The following is a 24662-nucleotide window of genomic DNA, read 5'->3' as shown; positions in this document are numbered from 1 at the left end:
GGAGCGCCCGTCGCGGTGACCGTGGCGGGCTGGGTTCGTCCGATTGCCGGTAGCCTGCCTGCATGAGGCGATCACGAGCCCTGTTTGCCCTGTTGACGCTGCCGCTGGTGCTGCTGTTGTCCGGCTGTATCCGCTATGTGGCCGAGTTCGAGATCGTCAGCCCGGACGAAGTGAACGTGGTCTTCGACTTCGGGCTGAAGGAAGAAGCCATGAGGGACGCGGACACCAACGCCGCAGACGTGTGCCAAGAGACTCCGTTCTCCGACATCCCGGGCGCCAAGATCGAGCAGTATGCGGCCGATGCCGACGGGTATGCCGGGTGCCGGGTCGAGGCCACCGCAGCGGTTAACGAGATCGGCGATGACGAACTGCAGATCGAACTGACCGACGGGGTCTGGCATTTCCGAATGACCAACCAGAACGAGGACGCCACCGGCTCGCCGGAGGAAGCCGCGCAGTTGATCAGCGATTTCCGGGTGCAGGTGACCTTTCCGGGCAAGGTACTCACGCACAACGGCACGGCAAACGTGGACGGTCGCACCGTGACGTGGACCGATCCGGTCGATCTGATGAAGCCGGACGGGTTGCAGGCCACCGCCGAGAACCCGGCCATCGATGTGGACGCTGTGTTGCCGTGGATCATCGGCGGTGTCGGCGTTCTGGTGGTGGCCGGCGTCGTGCTCGCGGTCGTGCTCGCTCGAAGGAAGCAGACTCCACCGCAACCGGCGCAGCCCCCACATCAGGGGTACCCGCCGCAGTACTGATCTCGGGCAGGTAAGCCCGACCACAGGCACCGGGCCGAAGCTGACCCGGTTGGCCGGGCCGACTGCTAGCTTGCGGTCATGTCCCGGTTGCGCGCGCTGGTGGTGGTCTTGGGGTTGCCCTTGATCCTGTTGCTGTCGGGCTGTATGCGCTTTCATGCCGACGTCGAGATCCTCGGCGGGGGCAGCGACGAGATCGAGTACACGGTCATCATGGCGGTGCGCAACAAGGACTTCGAGGCCTCCGGCGACAAACCGCCGGAAGACCCCTGTGCGGGAATGAGAACCTCCGGCCCCGATGACAAGCTCGAACCGATCAAGCAGCCGGGCCCCGAAGGTTTCACGGGCTGCCGAATCACCGGCCGTGGCGGCACCGACGCCCTGAACAAGCTGGACGTCAAGATCGACAAATCCAACGGCGTATGGACGATCAAGGTCTCCCCGGAAGGTGCTGCAGGGGGCGAAGCGCCCCCGGACAACTCCGCCGACTTCCGCTTCTCGGTGACCTTTCCCGGTGACGTCCTCAGCCACAACGGCAGTTCCACCCTGGACGGCAGAACCGTCACCTGGACCGACCCCGCCGACCTCCTCTCGAAGCAGGGCCTGGTGGCCCAAGGTCGCGACGACGTCGACAAGCTGGTGCTTCCGGGTGAGATCAATCCGAAGGACGCGAAGTCCGGTGGGCCGGCCTTCGGCGTGCCGAGTTGGGTGATCGCCATCGTGGTGAGTGCGGTGGTGCTGGCGGTGTCGTGGCTGTTGATCGAGCTGACGATCCGGCGCAAGCGGCGCGGGCCCCCGTCCGATGGCCCCTCGGACGGCCCCGGGACGGGTGCCGGCGGTCCGGCCCCGGGGCAGCACCGGTCCGGCCCGTCCGGAACTTGGCAGGCCCAAGGAGGGCAGCGTCTCCCGGGTGGTCCGCATCCGGGTGCTCCGTATCCGGGATGGGGCCCCCAACCTCAGGGGCCTCAGTGGGGCTCGCCCATGCAACAAGGACAGGCCCCGGGGCAGTGGGGTGGACCTCCCGGCGACCCCGGTCGTCCGTCCAACCCGGACCGCTGGGCACCCCCGAACTGAAGCCCCATCGACGAGCCCCAGGGCCGGCCCGGAAACCCCGGAAAGCCGCGGCTGCGGCCAGATCACGGAAACGTTATCGACGGGTTACGCAGGCTCGGCCCGGACGGCGGTAGCGTCACCGATGTGGGTATCTGACCCACGAGTAACGCAACGTCCGAGGAGAGCTCACCGATGAGAAGATTCACCAGACCAATTGCGATTGCCGGTGTGGCCGCCCTGACCTTGGGCATGGCCGCCTGTTCGAGCGGAGATGACCCCGGCACCGGCACCGACGGCGGCGGTACCGACGGCGACTGCTCGGCCTACGAGTCGTACGGCGACCTGAAGGGCAAGGAGGTCTCGGTCTACACCGCGATCGTCTCCCCCGAGGCCGATCCCTACGTCGAATCCTTCAAGAACTTCGAGAAGTGCACCGGCGCCACCATCAAGTACGAGGGCGACAAGGCGTTCTCCGAGCAGATCTCGGTGCGCGTACAGGGTGGCAATGCCCCCGACATCGCCTTCGTCCCGCAGCCGGGCATGGTGCAGACCCTGGTCAACAGCGGCAAGGCCGTCGAAGCTCCGGCCGACACCGCCGCCAACGTCGACAAGTTCTTCTCCGAGGACTGGAAGAACTACGGTTCGGTCGACGGCAAGCTGTACGCCGCCCCGTTGGGCGCGTCGGTGAAGTCGCTGGTGTGGTACTCGCCCAAGGACTTCGCGGACAAGGGCTACGAGGTACCCGAGACGTGGGACGACCTGATGTCGCTCACCGACAAGATCGCCAAGGACAACGACGACGGCCTGACCAAGCCCTGGTGCGTCGGCTTCGGTGACGGCGCCGCAACCGGCTGGGTCGGCACCGACTGGATCGAGGACGTCCTGCTGCGCACCGCCGGTGGCGATGTGTACGACCAGTGGGTCTCGCACGAGATTCCGTTCAACGATCCGAAGGTCGTCGAGGCATTCGACGCCGCCGGCAAGATCCTGACCAACGACGACTACGTCAACGGTGGCCTGGGTGACTCCAAGACCATCGCCACCACTGCCTTCCCCGACGCCGGTCTGCAGATCCTGGACGGCGCCTGCTACCTGCACCGCCAGGCATCCTTCTACGCCGGCATGTGGGGCGACGGAGTCGAGGTCGGCCCCGAGGGCGATGTGTGGGCCTTCTACCTGCCCGCGGTCAACCCCGACGAGGCCAAGCCGGTCGTGGGTGCCGGTGACTTCGCGCTGGCCTTCGCCGACCGTCCCGAGGTGCAGGCCTTCCAGACCTTCCTGGCCTCCGACACCTGGGCCAACGAGCGCGCCCAGGTCAGCCCCAACGGTGGTGCGGTGAGCGCCAACTCCGGTCTGGACACCGAACTGCTGGCCAACGAGGTCGACAAGCTCTCGGTGGAGATGCTGCAGGACGACAAGGCCGTGTTCCGCTTCGACGGATCCGACCTGATGCCCAGCGCCGTGGGCGCCGGTAGCTTCTGGAAGGCGATGGTCGACTGGGTGGGTGGCAAGTCCGCCGCCGATGTCACCAAGACCGTCGAGGACACCTGGCCCAAGAGCTGACCCGGCATCGTCCCGAGCGGGGTCGTGGGTTGCCGAGGTGATCTGCGACCCCGCCGGGTCGGTACTCACAAGGTGGTGAATCATGCTGGACAAGTTCGGCCAGATGTTCTTGGCCATCGGCGTGCTCGTGGCGGTGGCGGTCGTGCTGCTGCTGTTGGCCAGCCTGGCCCGCGGACGCCACGGCGACCGGGTGCGGGCGCTGTTCTTCGTCGGCCCAACGGTGCTTCTGGTGGCGATCGGGTTGATCTATCCCACGGTGCTGACCATCGTGAAGTCCTTCCGCGGCGCGGACGGCGCCGGAAGCTTCTCGATGTCGAACTACGTCACGATCTTCACCCGTGAGGCGTTGCGCAGTTCGATCCTGAACACCGCGATCTGGGTGTTGTTGGTGCCGCTGCTGGCCATCGCGATCGGCCTGCTCTACGCGATCATCGTCGACCGCACCCCGATCGAGGCCTTCGCCAAGACCCTGATCTTCCTGCCGATGGCGATCTCGATGGTGGGCGCCTCGGTGATCTGGAAGTTCGTCTACGAATACAAGCCCACCCAGGCCGACCAAGTCGGTCTGCTCAACCAGGTGATCAAGATGTTCGGCGGGGAGACCCGCCAGTTCCTGGTTGATTCGCCGTGGAACAACTTCTTCCTGATCGTGGTGATGATCTGGATCCAGGCCGGCTTCGCCATGACGGTGCTGTCGGCGGCGATCAAGGCAATCCCGGACGAGATCATCGAGGCGGCCCGCATCGACGGGGCGTCCGGCTGGTCGTTGTTCTGGCAGATCACCCTGCCGAGCATTCGGGCGTCGCTGATCATGGTGATCACCACGATCGCTATCGCGGCATTGAAGGTCTTCGACATCGTCCGCACGATGACCGGCGGCAACTGGGACACCTCGGTGGTCGCCAACGACTTCTACTCGGCCAGCTTCACCCAGAACCAGCCGGGCCTCGGCTCGGCGCTCGCGGTGCTGCTGTTCGTGCTGGTCGCGCCGATCATCGTGTACAACGTCCGGCAGTTGAGGGAGGCGAGCTGAGATGAGTGCAGTCATTGCCACCCCCGACCCCGAGGCCGGTGAGCTGACGCCGAAGGGCAAGCGCAAGAAGCGTCGGTCGTCCCCGACCCGGCAGACCAGTTCGCCGTTGATGACGGTGGTGGCGATCATCATCGCCACGCTGTGGACGGTGCCGACCCTGGGGCTGTTGATCACGTCCTTCCGGCAGCCGCTGGACATCCGGCGTACCGGCTGGTGGACGGCCTTCGGCAACCCCGATTTCACGATCGACAACTATGTCTCGGCGATGTCCAGCAGCGGTGGCGCGTCGATGCTGGACTACTTCGTGAACTCCTTCGTGATCACGATTCCCAGCACCCTGTTCCCGTTGACCTTCGCCGCCCTGGCCGCCTACGGCTTCTCGTGGCTGAAGTTCCCCGGGCGGGACTGGCTGTTCATCGTGGTGTTCGCCCTGCAGATCGTGCCCCTGCAGGTGGCCCTGGTGCCGCTGATGCAGCTCTACGGCCAGTTGAACATCGACGGCACCTACTGGACGGTGTGGATCTCGCACACCATCTTCGGGTTGCCGCTGGCGGTGTTCATGATGTTCAACTCGATCCGTGACCTGCCGCCGGCACTGGTCGAGGCCGCCACCATCGACGGTGCCGGTCCGGTGCAGATCTTCCTGCGGATCGTGCTGCCGTTGGCGACCCCGGCGATCGCTGCCTACGGCATCTTCCAGTTCCTGTGGACCTGGAACGACCTGCTGGTGTCGATGGTGTTCCTGGGTGGCTCGGCAGATGTGGCACCGTTGACGGTGTTCATCTCCCAGCTCACCGGCTCGCGCGGTGGTCAGTGGTATCTGCTGTCGGCAGGTGCCTTCATCTCGATCATCGTGCCGGTCGTGGTGTTCCTGTTGATGCAGCGCTACTTCGTCCGCGGTCTGACCGCCGGCGCGGTGAAGTAGGGACGTGCTGTGACGTAGGTACTGCGGGAGGCAGCAACAGTCGAGGGCCGGGTGCGGCGGACCAATGGGGTCCGTCCCGCCCGGCTCTTGCTTGTGGGGTCAGGCCCAATCGAGGCTGCGCCGGACGGCCTCGCGCCAGTGGGCGTACAGGTCGTCGCGGCGCTCGTCGTCCATCTGCGGGGTCCAGCGGGTGTCCTCGGCCCACAGCTCGCGCAACTCGTCGGTCGATGCCCAGGTGCCGACCGCCAGGCCGGCGGCATAGGCCGCGCCCAGGGCGGTGGTTTCGATGATCTTCGGCCGCACCACCGGACGGTCGACCAGGTCGGCCTGGAACTGCATCAGCAGGTCGTTGACCACCATGCCGCCGTCGACCCGCAGCTCGGTCAGTTCCACCCCGGAGTCGGCATACATCGCGTCCAACACTTCGCGGGTCTGGTAGGCACTGGCCTCCAGGGCGGCGCGGGCGATGTGGCCCTTGTTGACATAGCGGGTCAGCCCGACCAACACCCCGCGGGCGTCGGGACGCCAGTGCGGGGCGAACAGGCCGGAGAAGGCGGGCACCAGGTAGGCGCCGCCGTTGTCGTCCACGCTCGCGGCGAGTTCTTCGACCTCGGACGAGGTGCGAATCAGGCCCAGGTTGTCGCGGAGCCATTGCACCAGCGAGCCGGTGACCGCGATCGATCCCTCGAGCCCGAAGACCGCCGGCTGCTCGCCGATGCGGTAACAGATGGTGCTGATCAGGCCGTGCTCGCTGGGCACGAATTCGCCGGTGTTGAGCACCATGAAGTTGCCGGTGCCGTAGGTGTTCTTCGCCTCGCCGGGGGCGAAGCAGGTTTGCCCGAAGGTGGCGGCGTGCTGGTCGCCGAGCATGCCGGCCAGCGGCACCCCGTGCAGCATGCCGGTGGCGGTGCACTCGGCCACCACCTGGGAGGACGAGCAGATCTCGGGCAGCATCGCCCGGGGGATGGCAAGCGCGTCCAGCAGTTCGTCGTCCCACTGTTGGCTGCGCACGTCCATCAGCATCGTGCGGGAGGCGTTGGTGACGTCGGTGAGATGCCGGCCGCCGTTGGTGCCGCCGGTAAGGTTCCAGGCCAGCCAGGTGTCGATCGTCCCGAAGAGCAGTTCGCCGGCTTCGGCGCGGGCCCGGGCGTCGGGGACCTCGTCGAGGATCCAGCGCAGCTTCGGGCCCGAGAAGTAGGTCGCGATCGGCAGACCGGTTTTGTCGCGGAACCGGTCTTGGCCGTGTTCGCCCGCCAACTCGGCACACAGGGCGGAGGTGCGGGTGTCCTGCCAGACGATCGCGGGGTGGATCGGTTCACCGGTCGCTTTGTCCCACACCACGGTGGTTTCGCGCTGGTTGGTGATGCCCACCCCGGCGACCGCCGAGGTGTTGATGCCGGCCTTGCCCATCGCCGCCCCGATCACCTCCCGGGTGTGCGCCCAGATCTCCAGCGGGTCGTGTTCGACCCAACCGGGACGCGGGAAGCGCTGGGTCAGCTCGATCTGATCGCTGGCCACCGGGGTGCCGGAGGAGTCGTAGACGATCGCTCGGGTAGAGGTGGTGCCCTGGTCGACCGCGATCAGATGGCCGGCCATGGTCAGGACTTCAGTTGCGGGTCGACCGAAACCGTCTCACCGTCGACCGGCATCGGGTCGGGATTCGCCAGGTGGTCGGCGGCCAGCCAGGCAGCGCCAACGATGCCGGCGTTGTTGCGCAACTGGGCCGGGATGATCTTGGTGCGGATCTTCAGCTTGGGCAGGAACTGTTCGTGTTTGCGGCTGATACCGCCGCCCACCACGATCAGGTCGGGCCACAGCAGGTTCTCCAGCATCGAGTAGTACTGGTTCAGCGGCTTGAGCCATTCGGAGAAGGACATGCCCTTCTTCTCCTTGACGCCGGCCGAGGCCTGCTTCTCGGCGTCCTTGCCGTTCATCTCCAGGTGGCCCAGTTCGGCGTTCGGAATCAGCACACCGCGGTGCACGATCGCGATGCCGATGCCGGTGCCGAGGGTGGTCAGAATGACCAGGCCCGGATGATCCTTGGCCGCACCGTATTTGACCTCGGCCACGCCGGCCGCGTCCGCGTCGTTGACCAGGAAGACCGGGCGTCCGAGCTTCTTGGAGAACTCGCGCTCGGCATCGAAGTCGATCCAGCCCTTGTCGATGTTGGCCGCCGAGCGGGTGACCCCGTGGGTCACCACCGCGGGCACCGTGATGCCGATCGGCCCGTCCCCGATTTGATCGGCGAAATGGTCGACGATCTGCTCACAAACCTTGATCACGCTCTTGGGGGTGGACTTCTCGGGGGTGGCGATCTTGAACCGTTCGGTGGTCGTTTCGCCGGTGGCCAGATCCACCGGGGCACCCTTGATGCCCGACCCGCCGATGTCGATACCCAGAACTGGTGCGTTGGTCATTGCCCGAGCTTATCGCGGGCGGGTCGAGGGCCCCAGACCCCCGAGCAGCCCCGCCGGTGGGAGCCGACCAGGTGCGTGTCGACGATGCCGGCCGCCTCCATCAGCGCGAACATCGTGGTCGGCCCGACGAACCGGAACCCACGTTGTTTGAGGGCTGTCGCCAGGGCGGTGGAATCTGTCGATGAGGTCGGGACGTCCGACTGGGTGATGGGCTCGGGGGTGTGCTCGGACCGGAACGACCAGATGAACTCGGCCAGGTTTGTCGGTGGGGTGTCGCTGCGCAGGTTGATCGTCGCGCGGGCATTGTTGATGGTGGCCAGGATCTTGGCCCGGTTGCGCACGATCGCGGGATCGGCCATCAGGCGCTCGACATCAGCGTCGCCGAAGCCCGCGACCTGGTCGGGATCGAAGCCGGCGAAGGCCTCCCGAAAGGCCGGACGCTTCGCCAGGATCGTCCGCCACGACAGACCGGATTGGAAGGCCTCCAGGCAGAGGCGTTCGAACATGCCCCGCTCGTCGCGCACGGGCATGCCCCATTCGGTGTCGTAGTACTCGCGCAGGAGCGGGTCGTCGGCCGCCCATTTCGGACGCGCGAGTCCATCGGTACCGATCACCAAGTCGGGGTTCTGTGTCATCCGGCCTCCCGGAACCAATCATGACGCCTCCGTGGCCCCGCGTGCGCGGGGAGCACCGCACGACCTGGCGCTTCGACGCGGTGAGCGAGGGATCATCCCCGCGTGAGCGGGGAGCACTACTCCCTGAAGTCCCGTTCCATCGCTATATGGGGATCTTCCCGCGTGAGCGGGGAGCACACCCTTGGCCGGCCCTGTCCTGGTCGAGGCGACGAATCATCCCCGCGTGAGCGGGGAGCACCACGATGAACCCGAGCCATTGGCCCCGTCGTGGGATCATCCCCGCGTGAGCGGGGAGCACGGCGAGGCCCTGCAGGAGGGTCTGCCAGCCGCGTGGATCATCCCCGCGTGAGCGGGGAGCACATCGGGTCGGGCTCACTGTCGCCGAGGATCACCGGTTCATCCCCGCGTGAGCGGGGAGCACCTGATCGTTCCTTCCTTGAGCACATGGGAGCCCGGATCATCCCCGCGTGAGCGGGGAGCACGTGGCGCCCGTGAGGCGACCTGGTAACCGGGCAGGATCATCCCCGCGTGAGCGGGGAGCACACGCGCACCGTCCGCCAACTGCCGGCCACGCCGGGATCATCCCCGCGTGAGCGGGGAGCACGCCACGGGCAGGTCGGTCAGGGTGCGCGCCGCCGGATCATCCCCGCGTGAGCGGGGAGCACCCCGAGCTTGTCGTTGGCCGACAAATGCAAGCAGGATCATCCCCGCGTGAGCGGGGAGCACAGCCGTCGGGATCATGTTGTGGGCCTGGATAGGGGATCATCCCCGCGTGAGCGGGGAGCACTGTAGCGCGGGCTGTAGGGACTGGCCCATGAACGGATCATCCCCGCGTGAGCGGGGAGCACGCCCGTATATCAGCAGGTACGCCAGCGCAATGAGGATCATCCCCGCGTGAGCGGGGAGCACAGACCGGAAAACTTGGAGTTATCATCCGTTGACGGATCATCCCCGCGTGAGCGGGGAGCACGCGTGCTGGCTCATGACCCCATGCCTGAGAGGATCATCCCCGCGTGAGCGGGGAGCACAGACACCCCGTCTACAAACAACATCGATGTGACGGATCATCCCCGCGTGAGCGGGGAGCACTTGGTGATGGGACCGGTGATCCTGAAAATCAGGGGATCATCCCCGCGTGAGCGGGGAGCACTGTCAAACCAGTTTGGTCGGTTGGTTGTGTAAGGGATCATCCCCGCGTGAGCGGGGAGCACCACAGTGCTATCCGGAATCCGGTGGGTAGGAGGGGATCATCCCCGCGTGAGCGGGGAGCACATGCCGGAGATCGAGGCGAAGCTCGAGTCGACCGGATCATCCCCGCGTGAGCGGGGAGCACGCGTCCACGTGAGCGTCCAGCTGCTCCTGCAGGGATCATCCCCGCGTGAGCGGGGAGCACAACGGGGCCTCGACCGAAGACATCACCCGAACCGGATCATCCCCGCGTGAGCGGGGAGCACCGGGAACCGCTGGTGATCCCCGGCGACATAACCGGATCATCCCCGCGTGAGCGGGGAGCACGTGACTGTCCCACCGTCGGCTGCCCCACGCACGGGATCATCCCCGCGTGAGCGGGGAGCACCCCGACGCGGACGAGAAGCCGTAGAGCAACGGGGGATCATCCCCGCGTGAGCGGGGAGCACACGCCGACGGCACCGCTACAACGTCCGGACTCAGGATCATCCCCGCGTGAGCGGGGAGCACTATCGATCAGCACCGCGCCACCGCCTTGGTTGCGGATCATCCCCGCGTGAGCGGGGAGCACCTAATGGCACGGGACTGTGCCACCGGGGTGAAGGGATCATCCCCGCGTGAGCGGGGAGCACGTCCCCTCGGGGCGGGACGTGTTAGGCGGCTAGGGATCATCCCCGCGTGAGCGGGGAGCACCCGCACGCCACTGATATACGGCTCGATGATCTGGGATCATCCCCGCGTGAGCGGGGAGCACTGGCGGTACAGCCAGATCAGGGCCGCCATGGCCGGATCATCCCCGCGTGAGCGGGGAGCACTCGTTGTTCCGGTCATAACATTTTTCGTCGGAAGGATCATCCCCGCGTGAGCGGGGAGCACCACGATCGAGGCGGTCGCGTCCTGTTCTTGACCGGATCATCCCCGCGTGAGCGGGGAGCACCACGATCGAGGCGGTCGCGTCCTGTTCTTGACCGGATCATCCCCGCGTGAGCGGGGAGCACGTGCTGACCGCGTTGCCGTTCGGGCACGCATTCGGATCATCCCCGCGTGAGCGGGGAGCACTTCGGTGGGCACACCGCATCCCCCGCCCACCCCGGATCATCCCCGCGTGAGCGGGGAGCACGGCGACCTGCCTCCACCTCACATCTTGGTCGACGGATCATCCCCGCGTGAGCGGGGAGCACCGCACCGACTCGCTCGCGTGCGCCCACATCGCCGGATCATCCCCGCGTGAGCGGGGAGCACCTCGGGGTTCTCAGCCTTCACCACGAGTAGCCAGGATCATCCCCGCGTGAGCGGGGAGCACCCGTCGAAACTCCCGGCATACCTGTACTCGGTGGGATCATCCCCGCGTGAGCGGGGAGCACGCTGGCAGACGCTCTACGCGCACCTTTCCCGGAGGATCATCCCCGCGTGAGCGGGGAGCACTTCGGGCAGTGGCTGCAGCCGAAGGCCGAAGCGGGATCATCCCCGCGTGAGCGGGGAGCACGGCAAGCAAGCCCGCGCCAACGCCATCGCCCCGGGATCATCCCCGCGTGAGCGGGGAGCACGTATGGGATAACCGACAGGACCGGCTTACATGCGGATCATCCCCGCGTGAGCGGGGAGCACTGGCAGGTGCATCACATGGGTTACTTGGTCGAAGGATCATCCCCGCGTGAGCGGGGAGCACTCACAGTCGGGGCGCATCACAGGCTCCTGTAAGGGATCATCCCCGCGTGAGCGGGGAGCACTGGGCGACGTAGTGGACGGGTACCCGGTCGCTGGGATCATCCCCGCGTGAGCGGGGAGCACCGTCCTGAGTTTCAGCGTGGCCTGATCGACTTCGGATCATCCCCGCGTGAGCGGGGAGCACCTTCGTCAGGATGCTCTTGACGCCGTCCCAGGAGGATCATCCCCGCGTGAGCGGGGAGCACACATCCCGGAACTCGGCCAAGCCGATCTTGTCCGGATCATCCCCGAGTGAGCGGGGAGCACGCCGATGGTGTCGTCGCCCTGGTGAAGCGTCTGGGATCATCCCCGCGTGAGCGGGGAGCACACATTCAAGAAGTCGTGGGACAAGCTCAAGGGCGGATCATCCCCGCGTGAGCGGGGAGCACCTGGGTCACCTGCTCACGGCTGGTGAGCACCGGGGATCATCCCCGCGTGAGCGGGGAGCACGTGTGTTCCGGCCAGGCGGGTGCGGCCTGCGGGGGATCATCCCCGCGTGAGCGGGGAGCACCGCTGCCCGTGTCGGCGCGCACCTTCCGCACCGGGATCATCCCCGCGTGAGCGGGGAGCACGGTGCGACTGATCAGCCCTGACGCCCTGGCGAGGGATCATCCCCGCGTGAGCGGGGAGCACATGCCGGAGATCGAGGCGAAGCTCGAGTCGACCGGATCATCCCCGCGTGAGCGGGGAGCACTCACGATCTGAACAATGCCCCCGGGCCGGGTCGGGATCATCCCCGCGTGAGCGGGGAGCACAGCTCATCGAGCCGCGGCTTCCGTTTGCGGAGCGGATCATCCCCGCGTGAGCGGGGAGCACTGCCATTCAGTCCATTTACGGATGTCGATCACGGGATCATCCCCGCGTGAGCGGGGAGCACTTGCAAACCCGCTTCGGCGGCCGAGGCGATATCGGATCATCCCCGCGTGAGCGGGGAGCACCCTGCGCATCATCCCCTTGCACAGCACAACACCGGATCATCCCCGCGTGAGCGGGGAGCACGTGATCGTCTTGGTGGACAGGTTCCCGGTGAGGGGATCATCCCCGCGTGAGCGGGGAGCACCTTGACCGAGTTGATGCCGTTGGTAAAGGCATTCGGATCATCCCCGCGTGAGCGGGGAGCACCTGCTCGGGGCCGGGCCCGAAATGTTCGTGAAGGGATCATCCCCGCGTGAGCGGGGAGCACGCTTCTGCTGCGTCCCACCACACGCCGGGGTTGGGATCATCCCCGCGTGAGCGGGGAGCACTCGCCCACCTTCGTCAGGGCGCCCTGGATGCCAGGATCATCCCCGCGTGAGCGGGGAGCACTTGAATGTGTCGCGCACCCACATCCAGGCGGATCATCCCCGCGTGAGCGGGGAGCACGCCTTGACTGTGGGGGCGACCGCGGAGACGACCGGATCATCCCCGCGTGAGCGGGGAGCACGGGCGGGGCAGCCCAGAAAGCGGGCACCACGGGGATCATCCCCGCGTGAGCGGGGAGCACCTCGGCGGCCACGAATCCGGCGATCCGAACCCGGGATCATCCCCGCGTGAGCGGGGAGCACGCCGCGATGACGACGACTACTACCGCCCACGAGGGATCATCCCCGCGTGAGCGGGGAGCACCCCTTCGGCACGAACTCCGTGCTGGCGATGCCCGGATCATCCCCGCGTGAGCGGGGAGCACCTCGGGATCATGTGGATCTCGGGGGGTGTTGTCGGGATCATCCCCGCGTGAGCGGGGAGCACGTACCACGGCCCTGTGTGGGCGTGGCTTGTGAGGGATCATCCCCGCGTGAGCGGGGAGCACGGCTCGGCGGTCAACCAGGCCCGGTAGTACCCGGGATCATCCCCGCGTGAGCGGGGAGCACGCTTCAGCCCGTTCACAGCCATGATTCAGTTCCGGATCATCCCCGCGTGAGCGGGGAGCACGGGCAACACCGCGCCGAACCCGCTTCTCTACGGGGATCATCCCCGCGTGAGCGGGGAGCACATCTTCGATGAGGTCGGCAAAACCGCCGACCACGGATCATCCCCGCGTGAGCGGGGAGCACCAGCTGGGTGTGGCACGCGAAGACATCACCTCGGGATCATCCCCGCGTGAGCGGGGAGCACACCGAGCCCAGCCGGCGGGACCAGTTCCGGCCAGGATCATCCCCGCGTGAGCGGGGAGCACATTCGCACCGCCCTGAACGCCACGATGGCCAACGGATCATCCCCGCGTGAGCGGGGAGCACCCACTCGGTGCTGCCGACGGGCCGCCACCGCAGGGATCATCCCCGCGTGAGCGGGGAGCACCTCCCACATGGTGTGAGAACCGGGCGGGTCCGGGGATCATCCCCGCGTGAGCGGGGAGCACCCCCGCTGGGCCGACCCGATGCCGCTGTCGCAGGGATCATCCCCGCGTGAGCGGGGAGCACCCGACTTGGTGACCTCGGAGCCGGTGACGATGCGGATCATCCCCGCGTGAGCGGGGAGCACCTCCAAAAATCCGGGGAGAAAATCAAGGGCGGGGGATCATCCCCGCGTGAGCGGGGAGCACAGTGCAGGGTCCGCCGATCTGGCGGCTGTGCACGGATCATCCCCGCGTGAGCGGGGAGCACCTCCTTGAAGGGGGTCTCGTCGTGCCCCATCTCGGATCATCCCCGCGTGAGCGGGGAGCACCGATCGGTGGGGCTGTGAGGTGGCTGATCTTCCGGATCATCCCCGCGTGAGCGGGGAGCACCACCAAGGGAGTCGACATGACGGATCATACCGGGGATCATCCCCGCGTGAGCGGGGAGCACGCCCACGGGTTCGGGTGCGCCTCAAGCCACCTGGGATCATCCCCGCGTGAGCGGGGAGCACGATCACCCGATCCCGGGCGTCGATCTGTAGCCAGGATCATCCCCGCGTGAGCGGGGAGCACGAAGATGAGCATTACCTCACCACCTATAACCCGGGATCATCCCCGCGTGAGCGGGGAGCACAGGGATGCGCAGTGTGTCGCATACACCGTACGGGGATCATCCCCGCGTGAGCGGGGAGCACACGGGAACCGCTGGTGATCCCCGGCGACATAACGGATCATCCCCGCGTGAGCGGGGAGCACGCCCGCCCGGGCCGGCTGCTGAGCCGCCCCAGCGGATCATCCCCGCGTGAGCGGGGAGCACGGCACCTTGCCCGCAGCGCGGGCTGCCTCAACCGGATCATCCCCGCGTGAGCGGGGAGCACATGTCACCGCGGAAGTGCTCCACCTCGGGGAAAGGATCATCCCCGCGTGAGCGGGGAGCACCTGATCGGGTACAAGATCGAACAGATCGATCAGGGATCATCCCCGCGTGAGCGGGGAGCACCTCCACCAACAGTGCGCCATCCCATTCCGGGGGGGATCATCCCCGCGTGAGCGGGGAGCACTCCACACCGCCTCCGGGCCGGAAACACTCACCAGGATCATCCCCGCGTGAGCGGGGAGCACCTTACCCAACGATTTTGGATTTGGTGAGCAACGGGATCATCCCCGCGTGAGCGGGGAGCACGTTGCGCCAGGCCTCGAGGCGGCGTTCGGTCTCGGATCATCCCCGCGTGAGCGGGGAGCACCTTCGGGGGGACCGGTACCACTGCCCTTGTCGCGGATCATCCCCGCGTGAGCGGGGAGCACACCTGCATCAAGCCGCGGGAGGGGTCGCCGCGCGGATCATCCCCGCGTGAGCGGGGAGCACTGGGGACATGCGCAAATACCACGGCGATTGTGAGGATCATCCCCGCGTGAGCGGGGAGCACGGAGTCGATGATGCGGATGCGGGAGAACCTGGGGGATCATCCCCGCGTGAGCGGGGAGCACCCGATCACGGGGGTGATGGGCTCGGTCACCGTCGGATCATCCCCGCGTGAGCGGGGAGCACAATCCTTGGTCGCCGTTGAGGGTTCCAGCGAACGGATCATCCCCGCGTGAGCGGGGAGCACGCGTGCCGGGCCTCACAGTGGGCGCAGGGCGCGGGATCATCCCCGCGTGAGCGGGGAGCACGCGATGGTCGTGCGGGTCACGGCGCCGTCGCGGGGATCATCCCCGCGTGAGCGGGGAGCACGCCATGTCAGGCACTCCAATCAGGGGGTGAGGGGGATCATCCCCGCGTGAGCGGGGAGCACGGCCGATCCCGCATCACCCGCGAGGTGTGCTACGGATCATCCCCGCGTGAGCGGGGAGCACTGATCTGGCGAAGAAGATTCCGACGATCCTCACGGATCATCCCCGCGTGAGCGGGGAGCACGTGAAGATGACCTGTGACCCGTTGGTCGGCACGGGATCATCCCCGCGTGAGCGGGGAGCACACTTGTTGACTACGGAGTTTACCGGCCGTCCTTGCGTCTGCGGTTCACTTTGTTCGAGATCGCAGCCAGCGATAGCGAGAGGCTCGAGGAATAGGAGTCTTGATCTGAGGCGAGTCAATGTCATTCGCCGGGGGCCGCTTGACGGTGACGAAACCGTCGAGATTCACAGGGGTCCACCGGTGCCCCGCATTGCGGATCTCGAATCCCTGTTCGTTCTGGGCACTCAGGATCATCAACGCGGTGCCATCCTCCACGCCGGCCAGGATGATCTTCCACAGCTCATCGCGCACGCGAGCTGCCACCCGTCCCACGAACACTCCAGGAGCCACTTCCATCAACCACTTCGTCAGGTGGCCGCGAAGTCCCGGCGGCACCTTGCTCAGCACGATGGTGATCACCAGTCGACCTCGCCATAATCCACTCCGCCGGCCACGCTCCCTGCCCGTTCATCCCACAACCGGATGATGTCGACATCGATCGGGTCGGCATCGGGCAGCAGCAACCGGCGCAAGTCGGTCACGCAACGACGCAACAGGTCACTGGCGCGCATCGCGTCACGAACTTGGCGTCTGGTATCGCCGCTGACATCGAGTGACCCTTCTGCAACCACGTTGAAGGCGATCGGAATCGTTACCTCCGCCTTGTACAGGTCGGCCAAGTCGTAGACGAACGCGCGTGAATGCCCATGATGAATGAAACCCAGACCCGGCGCGCAGCCCAGCGACACCACAACCGCATGAACAACGCCGTACAGACACGAATGTGCTGCCGAAAGTGCCTGGTTGATGGGGTCCGACTCCTCGAATCGGTCCGGGTCATATGAACGGCGGGTCCAAGGCACGCCAGTGCGCTCCGATTCCTTGCGATACAGGTTCCGTACCCGAGCACCTTCGCGTCCGCGCAGTTGCTGCATCGTCAGCGTCGAGACCACTTCGTCGGGGAAGCGCATCTCGTACATGGTGCGAGCGACCGCCAACCGCGACCGGGTATTCGAAACCGCTGCAGCCTGCGCCTCCAAGTACCTGGTCGAGGTGGCCAACGGTGAGCCGTGCGCGTAGTAGCGCACGCCCTCTTCGCCGGTCCAGACGACAGTCACACCACAGGACGCCATGAGCATCATGGCGTGATGGGTGACCCGAGTGCCCGGCCCGAGAATGACGGCGTTGATGCCGGCCGCCGGGACATGAATGGTGCCGCTCTGATCGGTCGCAGTGATGGCATCGGCATCCCTGCTGATGGTGCAGCGCTCCAGGTGGAGGAACGTGACCCGATCCTCCACCCGGATGAGCTGCTTCGAGGTGGGCGGCGCAGCGCCGATCATGGCCTGGCCAGGGTCATCAACCCACAACCGTAGGCCTTCGCACGCCCGATGCCGCTGACCAGAGCCTCACGCAGCAGATCCGCGTCCTCCACCCGTAACACTCCACCGAAGGTGGCTGTGCCGAGGGTGACGGTCGACTTCTCGCGGCGGAAACTCCGTGTTTCCCGGTGAATCAACTGGATGTTGGGGGCCTCGGCCTCTCCGAAACTGATGCCCAAGCGGTCGGCACGTTCCAACAACCAGTTGAGTTGCTGGGCGACGGTGACGTGAGCCACGATGCGGCGTCGATCACCGATGACGGCCCGGTGCGTCGGGTTGGCGGTCAGCCGAAAGCCCCATTCCTGTCCCTGAGCCAAGGAATCCAGCAGGGGTGCATAGGACGCCGATTCCGTGGTCGGTTGGGTTGGCCAACCGGCCTGTTCCTCCAGGTGGGCGAAGTCTGGACGACTTTTGCTCACCACGTAGAGGGCCGGACGCATCGGGTCGATGGGGTCGCAACGCCACAGGACACGCCCCGGGTCCACGCCGGGCGCGAACCCGGCCAGGATCGCGGCATGCATCGCCTGGGGGGACCCGAGCAACTTGCGGGCCCCCGCCCGCCGTGCGTTGAGATACGTACGAGTCAAGATCACGATGCCCCTCCCAACAACGCCATCGGGTCGTGTTCGGCGACCCCCTCTGACGGGATCTTGTTACCCGTGGGAACCACCACGTGGGTCTCGACGACCATGCGGCTGCGGTACTGCCGGTGGTGGGGGTCGAAGGACAGCGGGACGTCGTTGATCTCACGGCTGGGCTGTTCGCCGGCGAACACCGACACATCAGCTTGCACCGGCAATCGCACCGAAACCTCACGGGCAGCTTTGCGTCTGCCACTGAACCCGGCCGCCCACGGGGTCTCGCGAACCGCGGTAGCCACATCACCCTCGTGTCGTCCCAGCACCATGCGCCCCTCCGGCACGCACGATCGACGCCCCAGATACAGCGGATACCGGGGATCCCGCAGGGCCTCGTCCAAGCCCTCGAGCACCGGGTCGGGTCCGCCGACATAGGCCGTGAACACCGCATCACTCCAGTAGAAGCGTTCGGTCAACGGCATCGCAGCCCCGCTCACGGGGTGATGCGCGGTGTGGAAATCGCGGAGTGGTTGGCCGCGCTGGTCGGTGCGCACGGCAAGTTCCAGGCCGAGCAGATCCTCGATCTCGTCGGCTCGGCGCCTTCCTTGCGCTGCTGCCAGCAAGCCCACGATCCCGCTCTTGGTCGGGAAGGGCTCGGTGGCCCGGCGGTTGAATCGACTGGCTGCCCCCCAACTCTGCAGGGGGCCCGCCAAGCGCAGAATCAGGACGCTCACGCCGACTCCAACGCGGCATCGATGGCCCGGGTAACAACCTCGTCGACCGAGCCCGTCGTGCCCAAGGACGAGAGCGGCTCGATGTCGGATTTGGGGCCGGTGACCAACACGTGGCTCGGCGAGCGCCACGTCTCGAACATCTCGACGGCATGCTTCGACAAGGCCTCAACGGCCGGGCGCACGTACCCGTTGTCGGGTCGCACCGGGCGTTCGAAGGCGCCGACCAGGCTCGTGGGCTGGCCCTCGGCGACGGTGACCACCACGGCGGACGGACGGGTGGTGTGGGCGAACGTGGTCTGCTTACCGCCTGGCATGGCGGTCATGAAGCTGCGCAGGAACGCGTCCAGCGCCTTGCGCACGGCGTCGTCATTGCCCAGATTCTCGCGGAGCTGGTCGAGGTTGACCGCCGCGTAGCGGTACAGGGTCGACGAGACGAAACCCACGGTGCCCATCATTCCGGCGCCGGCATCCTGTTCGTCCTCATTGCGGCTCTTGGCATCGTCGACGGCGGTGTAGAAGTCGTACTCCGGCGATGCTTCGTGCACCGAAATCGCATGGGCCACCTGGCAGGCGGCATCCACGTTCAGGTCGGCGGAGTCGGCGACCATCCGGCCGAAGAGCGCAATATCGATGGAGTGGTCGGTGTCGATCCGATCCTTCACCTTCTCGGCCTTCATCGCCTTCAACGGTGACGCCTCACCACTGGCGGCGATCGCAGCCTCGGCGAGGGTGTTGATCTGCTGCTGGGACATGAACACCAAGTAGCCGGTTTCGGGTTTGGCGGTTTCTTCGTCGGCTTTGCCGCGGGTCTTGGGAACGGGCTTCTTGAAGCCGGCGGCTTCCATCGCCGCGACCGCAAGGTCGAGGGCCTTGTCGGCCAACTCCGGAGAACGTTCGACGATGGCATCCTCGATGGCCGAGGTGATCATGCGGCTGCGAGTGCCGACATCGTTGGGGTCCAGTGAGGCGTTGAAGTCTTCCCGCATGGCCCGCTTCCACGACTGCGACGAAACCCGGTGGCGGGTGACCCCGCCGTACTGGGCCGATTTCGGGGTGCCGGAATCATCGCGGTTGATGTTCGACGGCGGCACGTTCTGGATGGCATGGATCTCGATGTAGGTGGTCACGCTGATACTCCTTCGATGGCAGTGGTGTCGGTGGTGGTGGGAGGAACGAAGCGGTGGAAGTCGCGTCCCCAACGGCGGTGGACGCTGCCGGCGGATCCGGGCACCTGCAGCCAATACAGATCGTCGGCGTAGCGCTCGTAGTCGAAGCCGATGTCGTGGGAGCGCAGTTGGGTGATGATGCCGCGGGAGTGGGCGAGGATGCCCGGTACCGCGGTGGTCATGGACAGGGCGGTGAAGCGGGCGTACACCGGGCTCTCCTGTGGTTCGCCCTCGGAACTAGACAGGTTCGCCAAGCGACGCACGGCCTGCCCGAAGGGCACGTCCGGCACATGCATCGATGTGGAACGAGCTTGCTGGTGGGTCGCGAACTGCGTGAGCGCGATGTGGATTGCGGTCTCCACCCTGGTCGCCATGGGTTCGGGCAACTCCGGCAGCCCCTCGGTCGTCACCGACCACACCGACGGGACGGTGCCCGGCTCCTGTGCGGCCGCCTGACGCAGTTGCGCCAGCATGGCGCGTGACGTGGGCCTGGGGTTGGCCGGGTTGTCCCCCAGCAGGTACCTGATGCGCTGAGCCACGAACTTCCCGCACCTGATGTGGTCGTTCGTCATGATGCCTGCTCCTTCTGCTTGGGATATGCCAAGGGGAGTTCCTTGCGTAGAACGCCGTGATAGATCGATTCAGCCTTGGCCGCGGTCATGAAGCCACGCTTGGTGAGCCGGCCCGTCACCGCGGCCGGGGAACTGTCGGCAGCCAACCGGACGGCCACCCCGGTGAGGGCTGCTCGCAAGACCTGTTGCCATTCGCGCATGGCTTCGATCGTGTCGGTGCTTTCCGACAGGCCCGCCAGCCATTCCCGGGCGGCATCGTCGATGGCCGACCAACCGAGGAACATGGCATGGTCCTTGGCTCCTTCGATTCCGTCGAAGTCACCCGCAGCGGCAACGAGGTTGCTTGCGAAGTTGCCAAGTTGCCAGACACACGTATCGGCCAGTTGGACGGCGTCGTTCACCATCACCCGAACAGCGCCCGACTTCTCGCCCAGGATCCCCAGTCGAAGATCGAGTGAATCATTGACCAGTTCCTCGATGACCGCATTCTGTGGGCCGTACATCAGGCCGACCGCCTCGACGGTCACAGTCAACGGAAGATCCGCGTCGCCGGCGTCGATCGATTGCAGAGTGATGATCGTTTCCGGCGGCAACGAGGCCTCTTTACCGACGTCATTGAGCCCGGCTGACCCCAACAAGTTAGGAACACCACGCCAGGCCGACCTGGCCGGGTCGTGTTCCAAAGGCATGTAGACGTCGATGCCGAACTTCTTGGTCTGCGGCTTGGAATACCGCCACGCGGTCATGTGTTCGATGTCTTGGCGATTCTGCGGAGTCATCTTGTCGCCCTGCGCCAAAACCACGCCGGTTACCCCATCCCGGTCACCTACCAGCCGGATCCGTCGTGACTGCCACACAAGTAGCTCGACCGGGCCGGCCGGTGCCGGCTCCATCTGGCGTCGCTCGGTGTGAGGCTTCTCCTGTGCCCACACCGGACGATTCTTGGGGTCGTTGGGAGTTGGGCAGATGTTGTATGTCAGCGTTTCGGCCAAGGTGTGCCCGTGCAGGACAATGCCACCGATCTGTCCCACCCACGACGGGCCGATCGGATATCCCCTGCCACCCGAGGTTTCCGGATCGCCGACCGCAGCCGAGCGGATGCCGCTGGGGTCGAACGCCTGGGCATGAATCAGCCAACGGGCGGCTTCGGCGGCCGTGATGCAGTCCAACGCCTCGCCGCCACGAGTTGTCATGAACGGGTGCCCGTTCGGGACGTCGCTGATCAGTTTGTTCAGCGGAGAGGCTTCGTCCTTCGCGGTACGCAGGGTCGCAACCTGGAAGAAAGGCCTCTTCGGGTCGAACAGATCGAATCTGCCCTCCAAAGCAGTCAGGTATTCGACGACACGGTCTACGGGCAGGCCTTCGTCGATCAGATCGGCTACCTCGTCCAGGTCGTGGAACCCGATGGCGTCATGGCAGATCGCCAGCAGTACCCGCAGGATCGCGAATGACTGGGTGGGTAGGTCACCACTGATTCTGCGAACCTCGCCTGCCCGCTCGAAGCACTCGATCAGGGATAGGTCGGTGGTGGTGCCGTCGGTCATGATGACCGGCACCCATGGCTCGTTCAGCAGGTTGAAGCTCATGGCTCGTCAACCTCTTCCAAACCTCTTTCGGGGGAGTACCGCAGGTGTATCCGGCGATCCTTCCCGGTGATGGTCGTACGCAACGTGGTGCCTCCTTCGGACTGTTGAAACATGGGTAGGAACAGTTCGCCCTTCAGTAGGCGATGACGCCCCCATGCCCACCGCTTGGTAGCGGGGATCGAGCTGATGGCGTCGATGAGGGCGTCCAAGTGAATGTGGCTGGGGGTGAGACGGCTGGGCAGTCGTACCGACCAGCTCGCGATCTCCCGGGCGACGTCGTCACTGGGCAAGGTCGAGGTGTCGAGCACATCGAGCGGGGCATCCTCGTCCGACATCCACGGCGGACGGATCGCCGCCGACCCGTCCGGGGTGACCGGGACGATGATCACCTCCAAGGTCGGCTTGATGTCGCGGACGGTCGCACCGAGCTGAATCTCGGTGTAGTCATTCGAAGTGGTGAGCCATTCGCCGAGCGAGCGACGTGTCTCGTTCGCCCCTTGCCACGGCTGCACACACCACTGGCGGGCCTTCTTGTGTTGCTCGGCCAGTTCGGCTTGCCTGTCCTTGCGGGCTTGGTCGACTTCTTCGGCCCAGGCTTCCGGCACCGACTCCGCCGAACCGAGCGCGGCGGTGACCAGCGGTGACACGTCCCCCGGCTGGGTGATGGTCGGTCCGTGGGACATCAACGCCGCTGCGGTGCGTAACAGAAGGTACGGCCCGTACACCGCCTCCGAGCCGCCTGTTGCCCGCGGTGGACCGGAATCCGAGATGTCGGCCAGCACATGGACGAAGGCGTCGCTGAGGCCCCGCGGCCGGATGCGGCGGTGTCGATGGAGCCGGCCGATGCGTTGCAGGAGGAGGTCAACGGGCGCGAGGTCGGTGAACAGCACATCGAAGTCGACATCCAAGCTCTGCTCAACGACCTGCGTGGCCACCACCGCGGCACGCTCCGGACGGGTACCCGTGGCCTTGTTGCCGAACAAGTCCAAGAGCTCCCCATCATTGGCAGCCCGGTCAACGCCGATGAATCCGGCGTGGTTCAGCCGCACCGGCAGCCCCGCCTCGGCCAGCGCGTCGGCCGTGGCCTGGGCATCCGCCACGGTGTTGCGAACGACCAAAGCGCAGCCGCCGTCGGCAATGGACTCAGTGACCGTATTCACCAACGTGGCCGTGTCGGTCGGGTGCCATCCCCAATGCACCACACGGTTCTCGGCGGCACTGGTTTCGATCTGTTGCACCACGATCGGCGACTCGTCGCGAGGCACGACGGTGATCAGCGGATAGGCGTTCGGGTCGAAGTCGATGTCGGCGATCTCGGCAGCCCGATGCCCGGCATAGGCGGACATGAGTTGGCGCCGACGTTCGGCCGTCAGCGTTGCCGACAACACGATCACCGGGGCTTCGTAAGCGCCCAGCCAACTGAGGATCGAATCCAGGTAGACGTTCATGAACTCGTCGGAGGCATGGGCCTCGTCGATGATGATGACCTTGCCCGACAGCGCCACGTGGGCGAGCATCAGATGCTTGCGCTGCAGGGCAGCCATCAGGAGTTGGTCGATCGTGACAACCGAGAAGTTGGCCAGCAGGCGGCGCTTGGAACCGAGAAACCACGGATGGACGACGGCTTGTGTCAACCGGTCGGCGCCCTCATCGCGATCATGGATTCCGGCGACGTGGGAATCTTTGTCCAGTTCTCGATCGAATCGGGTCACCAGGTCGGCCAGCTCAGCGTACTCGGGGTTCAACGATGCTTTGCCGTGCCCCAGCGTCAGCGCCCAGGCGCCCACTTCGACCGGAGGAACCGGGAGGCGGTCAATCCATTTCGTGATGCGCTCGAACATTGCATTGGTGGTGGCCTGAGTGGGTAAGGCAACCAAAGCACCCTGCGCGCCGCGGCGGGCCGCGATCGTTTCGGTGACCGCAAGCGCGGCCTCGGTCTTGCCCCCACCGGTGACCGTTTCGATACACATCAGGCCGATGTCGATCGACCGGGCGAGTTCAACGGCCACGCGCTGCGTCGGATAGGGCGAGGCGTCCTGCGGGAACCCGAATCGGTTGATGAAGAACCGGGCGATATCCGAGTCGGGGATGGGTGGTTGCCACGGGGGTGGCATCGCCAACTCGCCCCAACCGGCGGCGGCACGGTCTCCCAGATGGGGGTCCGGGAATCCGTCTTCGTCCCACTCACGTAACGGGAACAGGCGGGTGTTGGACGCAACCCAGTCAGCAACCACCACGAAGCCCGAAAGCTCCACCAGGGTGGTCAGCGGCAGTTCCAGGTTGATGCCGGCAGCGAGCAGCACATCGAATCCCGTCCGCTCGGCCATGTCGTCGAGGAGTTCGGTGCGGAGTGCGGCCCATTCGTCCTTACCGGTGCCGTTGGGTCGGTGGTTCGGCACTTTCCATTGGTCGCGGGGTACGGGACGGCCATGATGTGCGCCGACGACGGACGCCAGCCCTCGTGCGGCGCGCCGCGTCTGACCCTTGTCGCGCAACCAGGTGTTCAACGTCCACTCGCTGATCAGGGAATGCGGCATCGCTTTGCGGTCGGTGCGGAGTTCGTCCTTCGTGTGGCATGTCAAGCCGGCTGCTCTGACCCGTTCGGCAAGACCTTCGTGTTGAGAGGCGAACGCTGGGGATGCCTTGCCGATGTCGTGAACTGCGGCGGTGAACACCGCCACCGTTCGCATGTCATCGGCTTGAAGGTGCTTGGTCCAACGTGTCTTGACCTGATTACTCAGCCATCGGTCGTACAACAACCTCGCAGTCTGAGCGGTGTCTTCCATATGCATGGGCAACGAAGCCCAAGCGTGAGTGCCATCCGATTTCGCCCAGAGAGCCGTTGCTGCTCGCGGAATCGCCACAGAAGCCTCCTTCGACCGTTACGGCCACTGTGCTGGCAGCCTCTGACATCGAGGACGCCCGAAATCGAACAAGCTTTGGACTGCGGTACATAAAGCATACGATAACCACTTGAATAGATTTGGGGAAGGGCTTCACAGGATTCTGTTGACAGACACCTGTGAAGCGATAATCCCCACGGGGTGGGGAGCACTTAATCGCGTACGAGAACCAAGGTTCATCCCCGAGGTGG

General features: G+C 65.9%; 16 protein-coding genes and 1 CRISPR repeat array. Of the genes, 5 read left to right on the top strand and 11 right to left on the bottom strand.

Annotated elements, in window-relative coordinates:
- The first annotated feature begins 62 nt into the window (after positions 1–62).
- The 5 genes from ACR4XW_RS10020 to ACR4XW_RS10000 all read left to right on the top strand — a co-directional run bounded on the left by ACR4XW_RS10020 (position 63) and on the right by ACR4XW_RS10000 (position 5335).
- Positions 63–764 (top strand): LppM family (lipo)protein, encoded by a 702-nt coding sequence (locus ACR4XW_RS10020; RefSeq protein WP_434760411.1) that lies wholly within the window; start codon positions 63–65, stop codon positions 762–764.
- A gap of 78 nt (positions 765–842) precedes the next feature.
- Positions 843–1835, top strand: a complete 993-nt coding sequence (locus ACR4XW_RS10015; RefSeq protein ID WP_434760410.1) for an LppM family (lipo)protein — start codon at positions 843–845, stop codon at positions 1833–1835.
- Between the two features lie 171 nt (positions 1836–2006).
- Positions 2007–3377: an ABC transporter substrate-binding protein gene (locus ACR4XW_RS10010; protein WP_434760409.1), complete on the top strand. Its 1371-nt coding sequence runs from the start codon at positions 2007–2009 to the stop codon at positions 3375–3377.
- Between the two features lie 82 nt (positions 3378–3459).
- The gene (locus ACR4XW_RS10005; RefSeq protein WP_434760408.1) at positions 3460–4410 is read left to right on the top strand and encodes a carbohydrate ABC transporter permease; all 951 of its coding nucleotides are present in this window, start codon (positions 3460–3462) and stop codon (positions 4408–4410) included.
- Position 4411: 1 nt separating this feature from the next.
- On the top strand, positions 4412–5335 hold the full coding sequence (locus ACR4XW_RS10000; protein WP_434760407.1) for a carbohydrate ABC transporter permease: 924 nt from the start codon (positions 4412–4414) through the stop codon (positions 5333–5335).
- A gap of 99 nt (positions 5336–5434) precedes the next feature.
- Here the strand turns inward: ACR4XW_RS10000 and glpK are convergent, their stop codons facing one another.
- The 11 genes from glpK to cas3 all read right to left on the bottom strand — a co-directional run bounded on the left by glpK (position 5435) and on the right by cas3 (position 24432).
- Positions 5435–6931 (bottom strand): glycerol kinase GlpK, encoded by a 1497-nt coding sequence (glpK, locus tag ACR4XW_RS09995; RefSeq protein WP_434760406.1) that lies wholly within the window; start codon positions 6929–6931, stop codon positions 5435–5437.
- 2 nt (positions 6932–6933) lie between these two features.
- Positions 6934–7752, bottom strand: coding sequence for a polyphosphate--glucose phosphotransferase (ppgK, locus tag ACR4XW_RS09990; RefSeq protein WP_434760405.1), 819 nt, complete (start codon positions 7750–7752; stop codon positions 6934–6936).
- Positions 7749–8387 carry a DNA-3-methyladenine glycosylase I gene (locus ACR4XW_RS09985; RefSeq protein ID WP_434760404.1) on the bottom strand — a complete coding sequence of 213 codons (639 nt, stop codon included), beginning with the start codon at positions 8385–8387 and terminating at the stop codon, positions 7749–7751. Before ACR4XW_RS09985 ends, ppgK begins: the two co-directional genes overlap by 4 nt.
- Before the next feature lie 89 nt (positions 8388–8476).
- Positions 8477–15572: direct repeats of the CRISPR family, unit length 28 nt; unit sequence GGATCATCCCCGCGTGAGCGGGGAGCAC.
- 44 nt (positions 15573–15616) lie between these two features.
- On the bottom strand, positions 15617–15970 hold the full coding sequence (gene cas2e / locus ACR4XW_RS09980; RefSeq protein ID WP_434760403.1) for a type I-E CRISPR-associated endoribonuclease Cas2e: 354 nt from the start codon (positions 15968–15970) through the stop codon (positions 15617–15619).
- Entirely contained in the window at positions 15967–16893 is a 927-nt protein-coding gene (gene cas1e / locus ACR4XW_RS09975) for a type I-E CRISPR-associated endonuclease Cas1e (RefSeq protein WP_434760402.1), read from the bottom strand. Before cas1e ends, cas2e begins: the two co-directional genes overlap by 4 nt.
- Entirely contained in the window at positions 16890–17525 is a 636-nt protein-coding gene (gene cas6e, locus ACR4XW_RS09970) for a type I-E CRISPR-associated protein Cas6/Cse3/CasE (RefSeq protein WP_434760401.1), read from the bottom strand. Before cas6e ends, cas1e begins: the two co-directional genes overlap by 4 nt.
- The gene (gene cas5e, locus ACR4XW_RS09965) at positions 17522–18244 is read right to left on the bottom strand and encodes a type I-E CRISPR-associated protein Cas5/CasD (RefSeq protein ID WP_434760400.1); all 723 of its coding nucleotides are present in this window, start codon (positions 18242–18244) and stop codon (positions 17522–17524) included. Before cas5e ends, cas6e begins: the two co-directional genes overlap by 4 nt.
- Positions 18241–19371 carry a type I-E CRISPR-associated protein Cas7/Cse4/CasC gene (cas7e, locus tag ACR4XW_RS09960; protein WP_434760399.1) on the bottom strand — a complete coding sequence of 377 codons (1131 nt, stop codon included), beginning with the start codon at positions 19369–19371 and terminating at the stop codon, positions 18241–18243. The genes cas5e and cas7e overlap by 4 nt, the downstream gene beginning before the upstream one ends.
- Complete coding sequence (gene casB / locus ACR4XW_RS09955; RefSeq protein WP_434760398.1) at positions 19368–19982, bottom strand: type I-E CRISPR-associated protein Cse2/CasB; 615 nt, start codon at positions 19980–19982, stop codon at positions 19368–19370. The genes cas7e and casB overlap by 4 nt, the downstream gene beginning before the upstream one ends.
- Positions 19979–21568: a type I-E CRISPR-associated protein Cse1/CasA gene (gene casA / locus ACR4XW_RS09950; RefSeq protein WP_434760397.1), complete on the bottom strand. Its 1590-nt coding sequence runs from the start codon at positions 21566–21568 to the stop codon at positions 19979–19981. Before casA ends, casB begins: the two co-directional genes overlap by 4 nt.
- On the bottom strand, positions 21565–24432 hold the full coding sequence (cas3, locus tag ACR4XW_RS09945) for a CRISPR-associated helicase Cas3' (RefSeq protein WP_434760396.1): 2868 nt from the start codon (positions 24430–24432) through the stop codon (positions 21565–21567). The genes casA and cas3 overlap by 4 nt, the downstream gene beginning before the upstream one ends.
- Positions 24433–24662: the final 230 nt, after the last annotated feature.

The organism is Pseudenemella bisphenolivorans, from assembly GCF_051133435.1.
Lineage (GTDB): Bacteria > Actinomycetota > Actinomycetes > Propionibacteriales > Propionibacteriaceae > JAAYAO01.
This window is presented reverse-complemented; position numbering and strand designations above follow the sequence as displayed.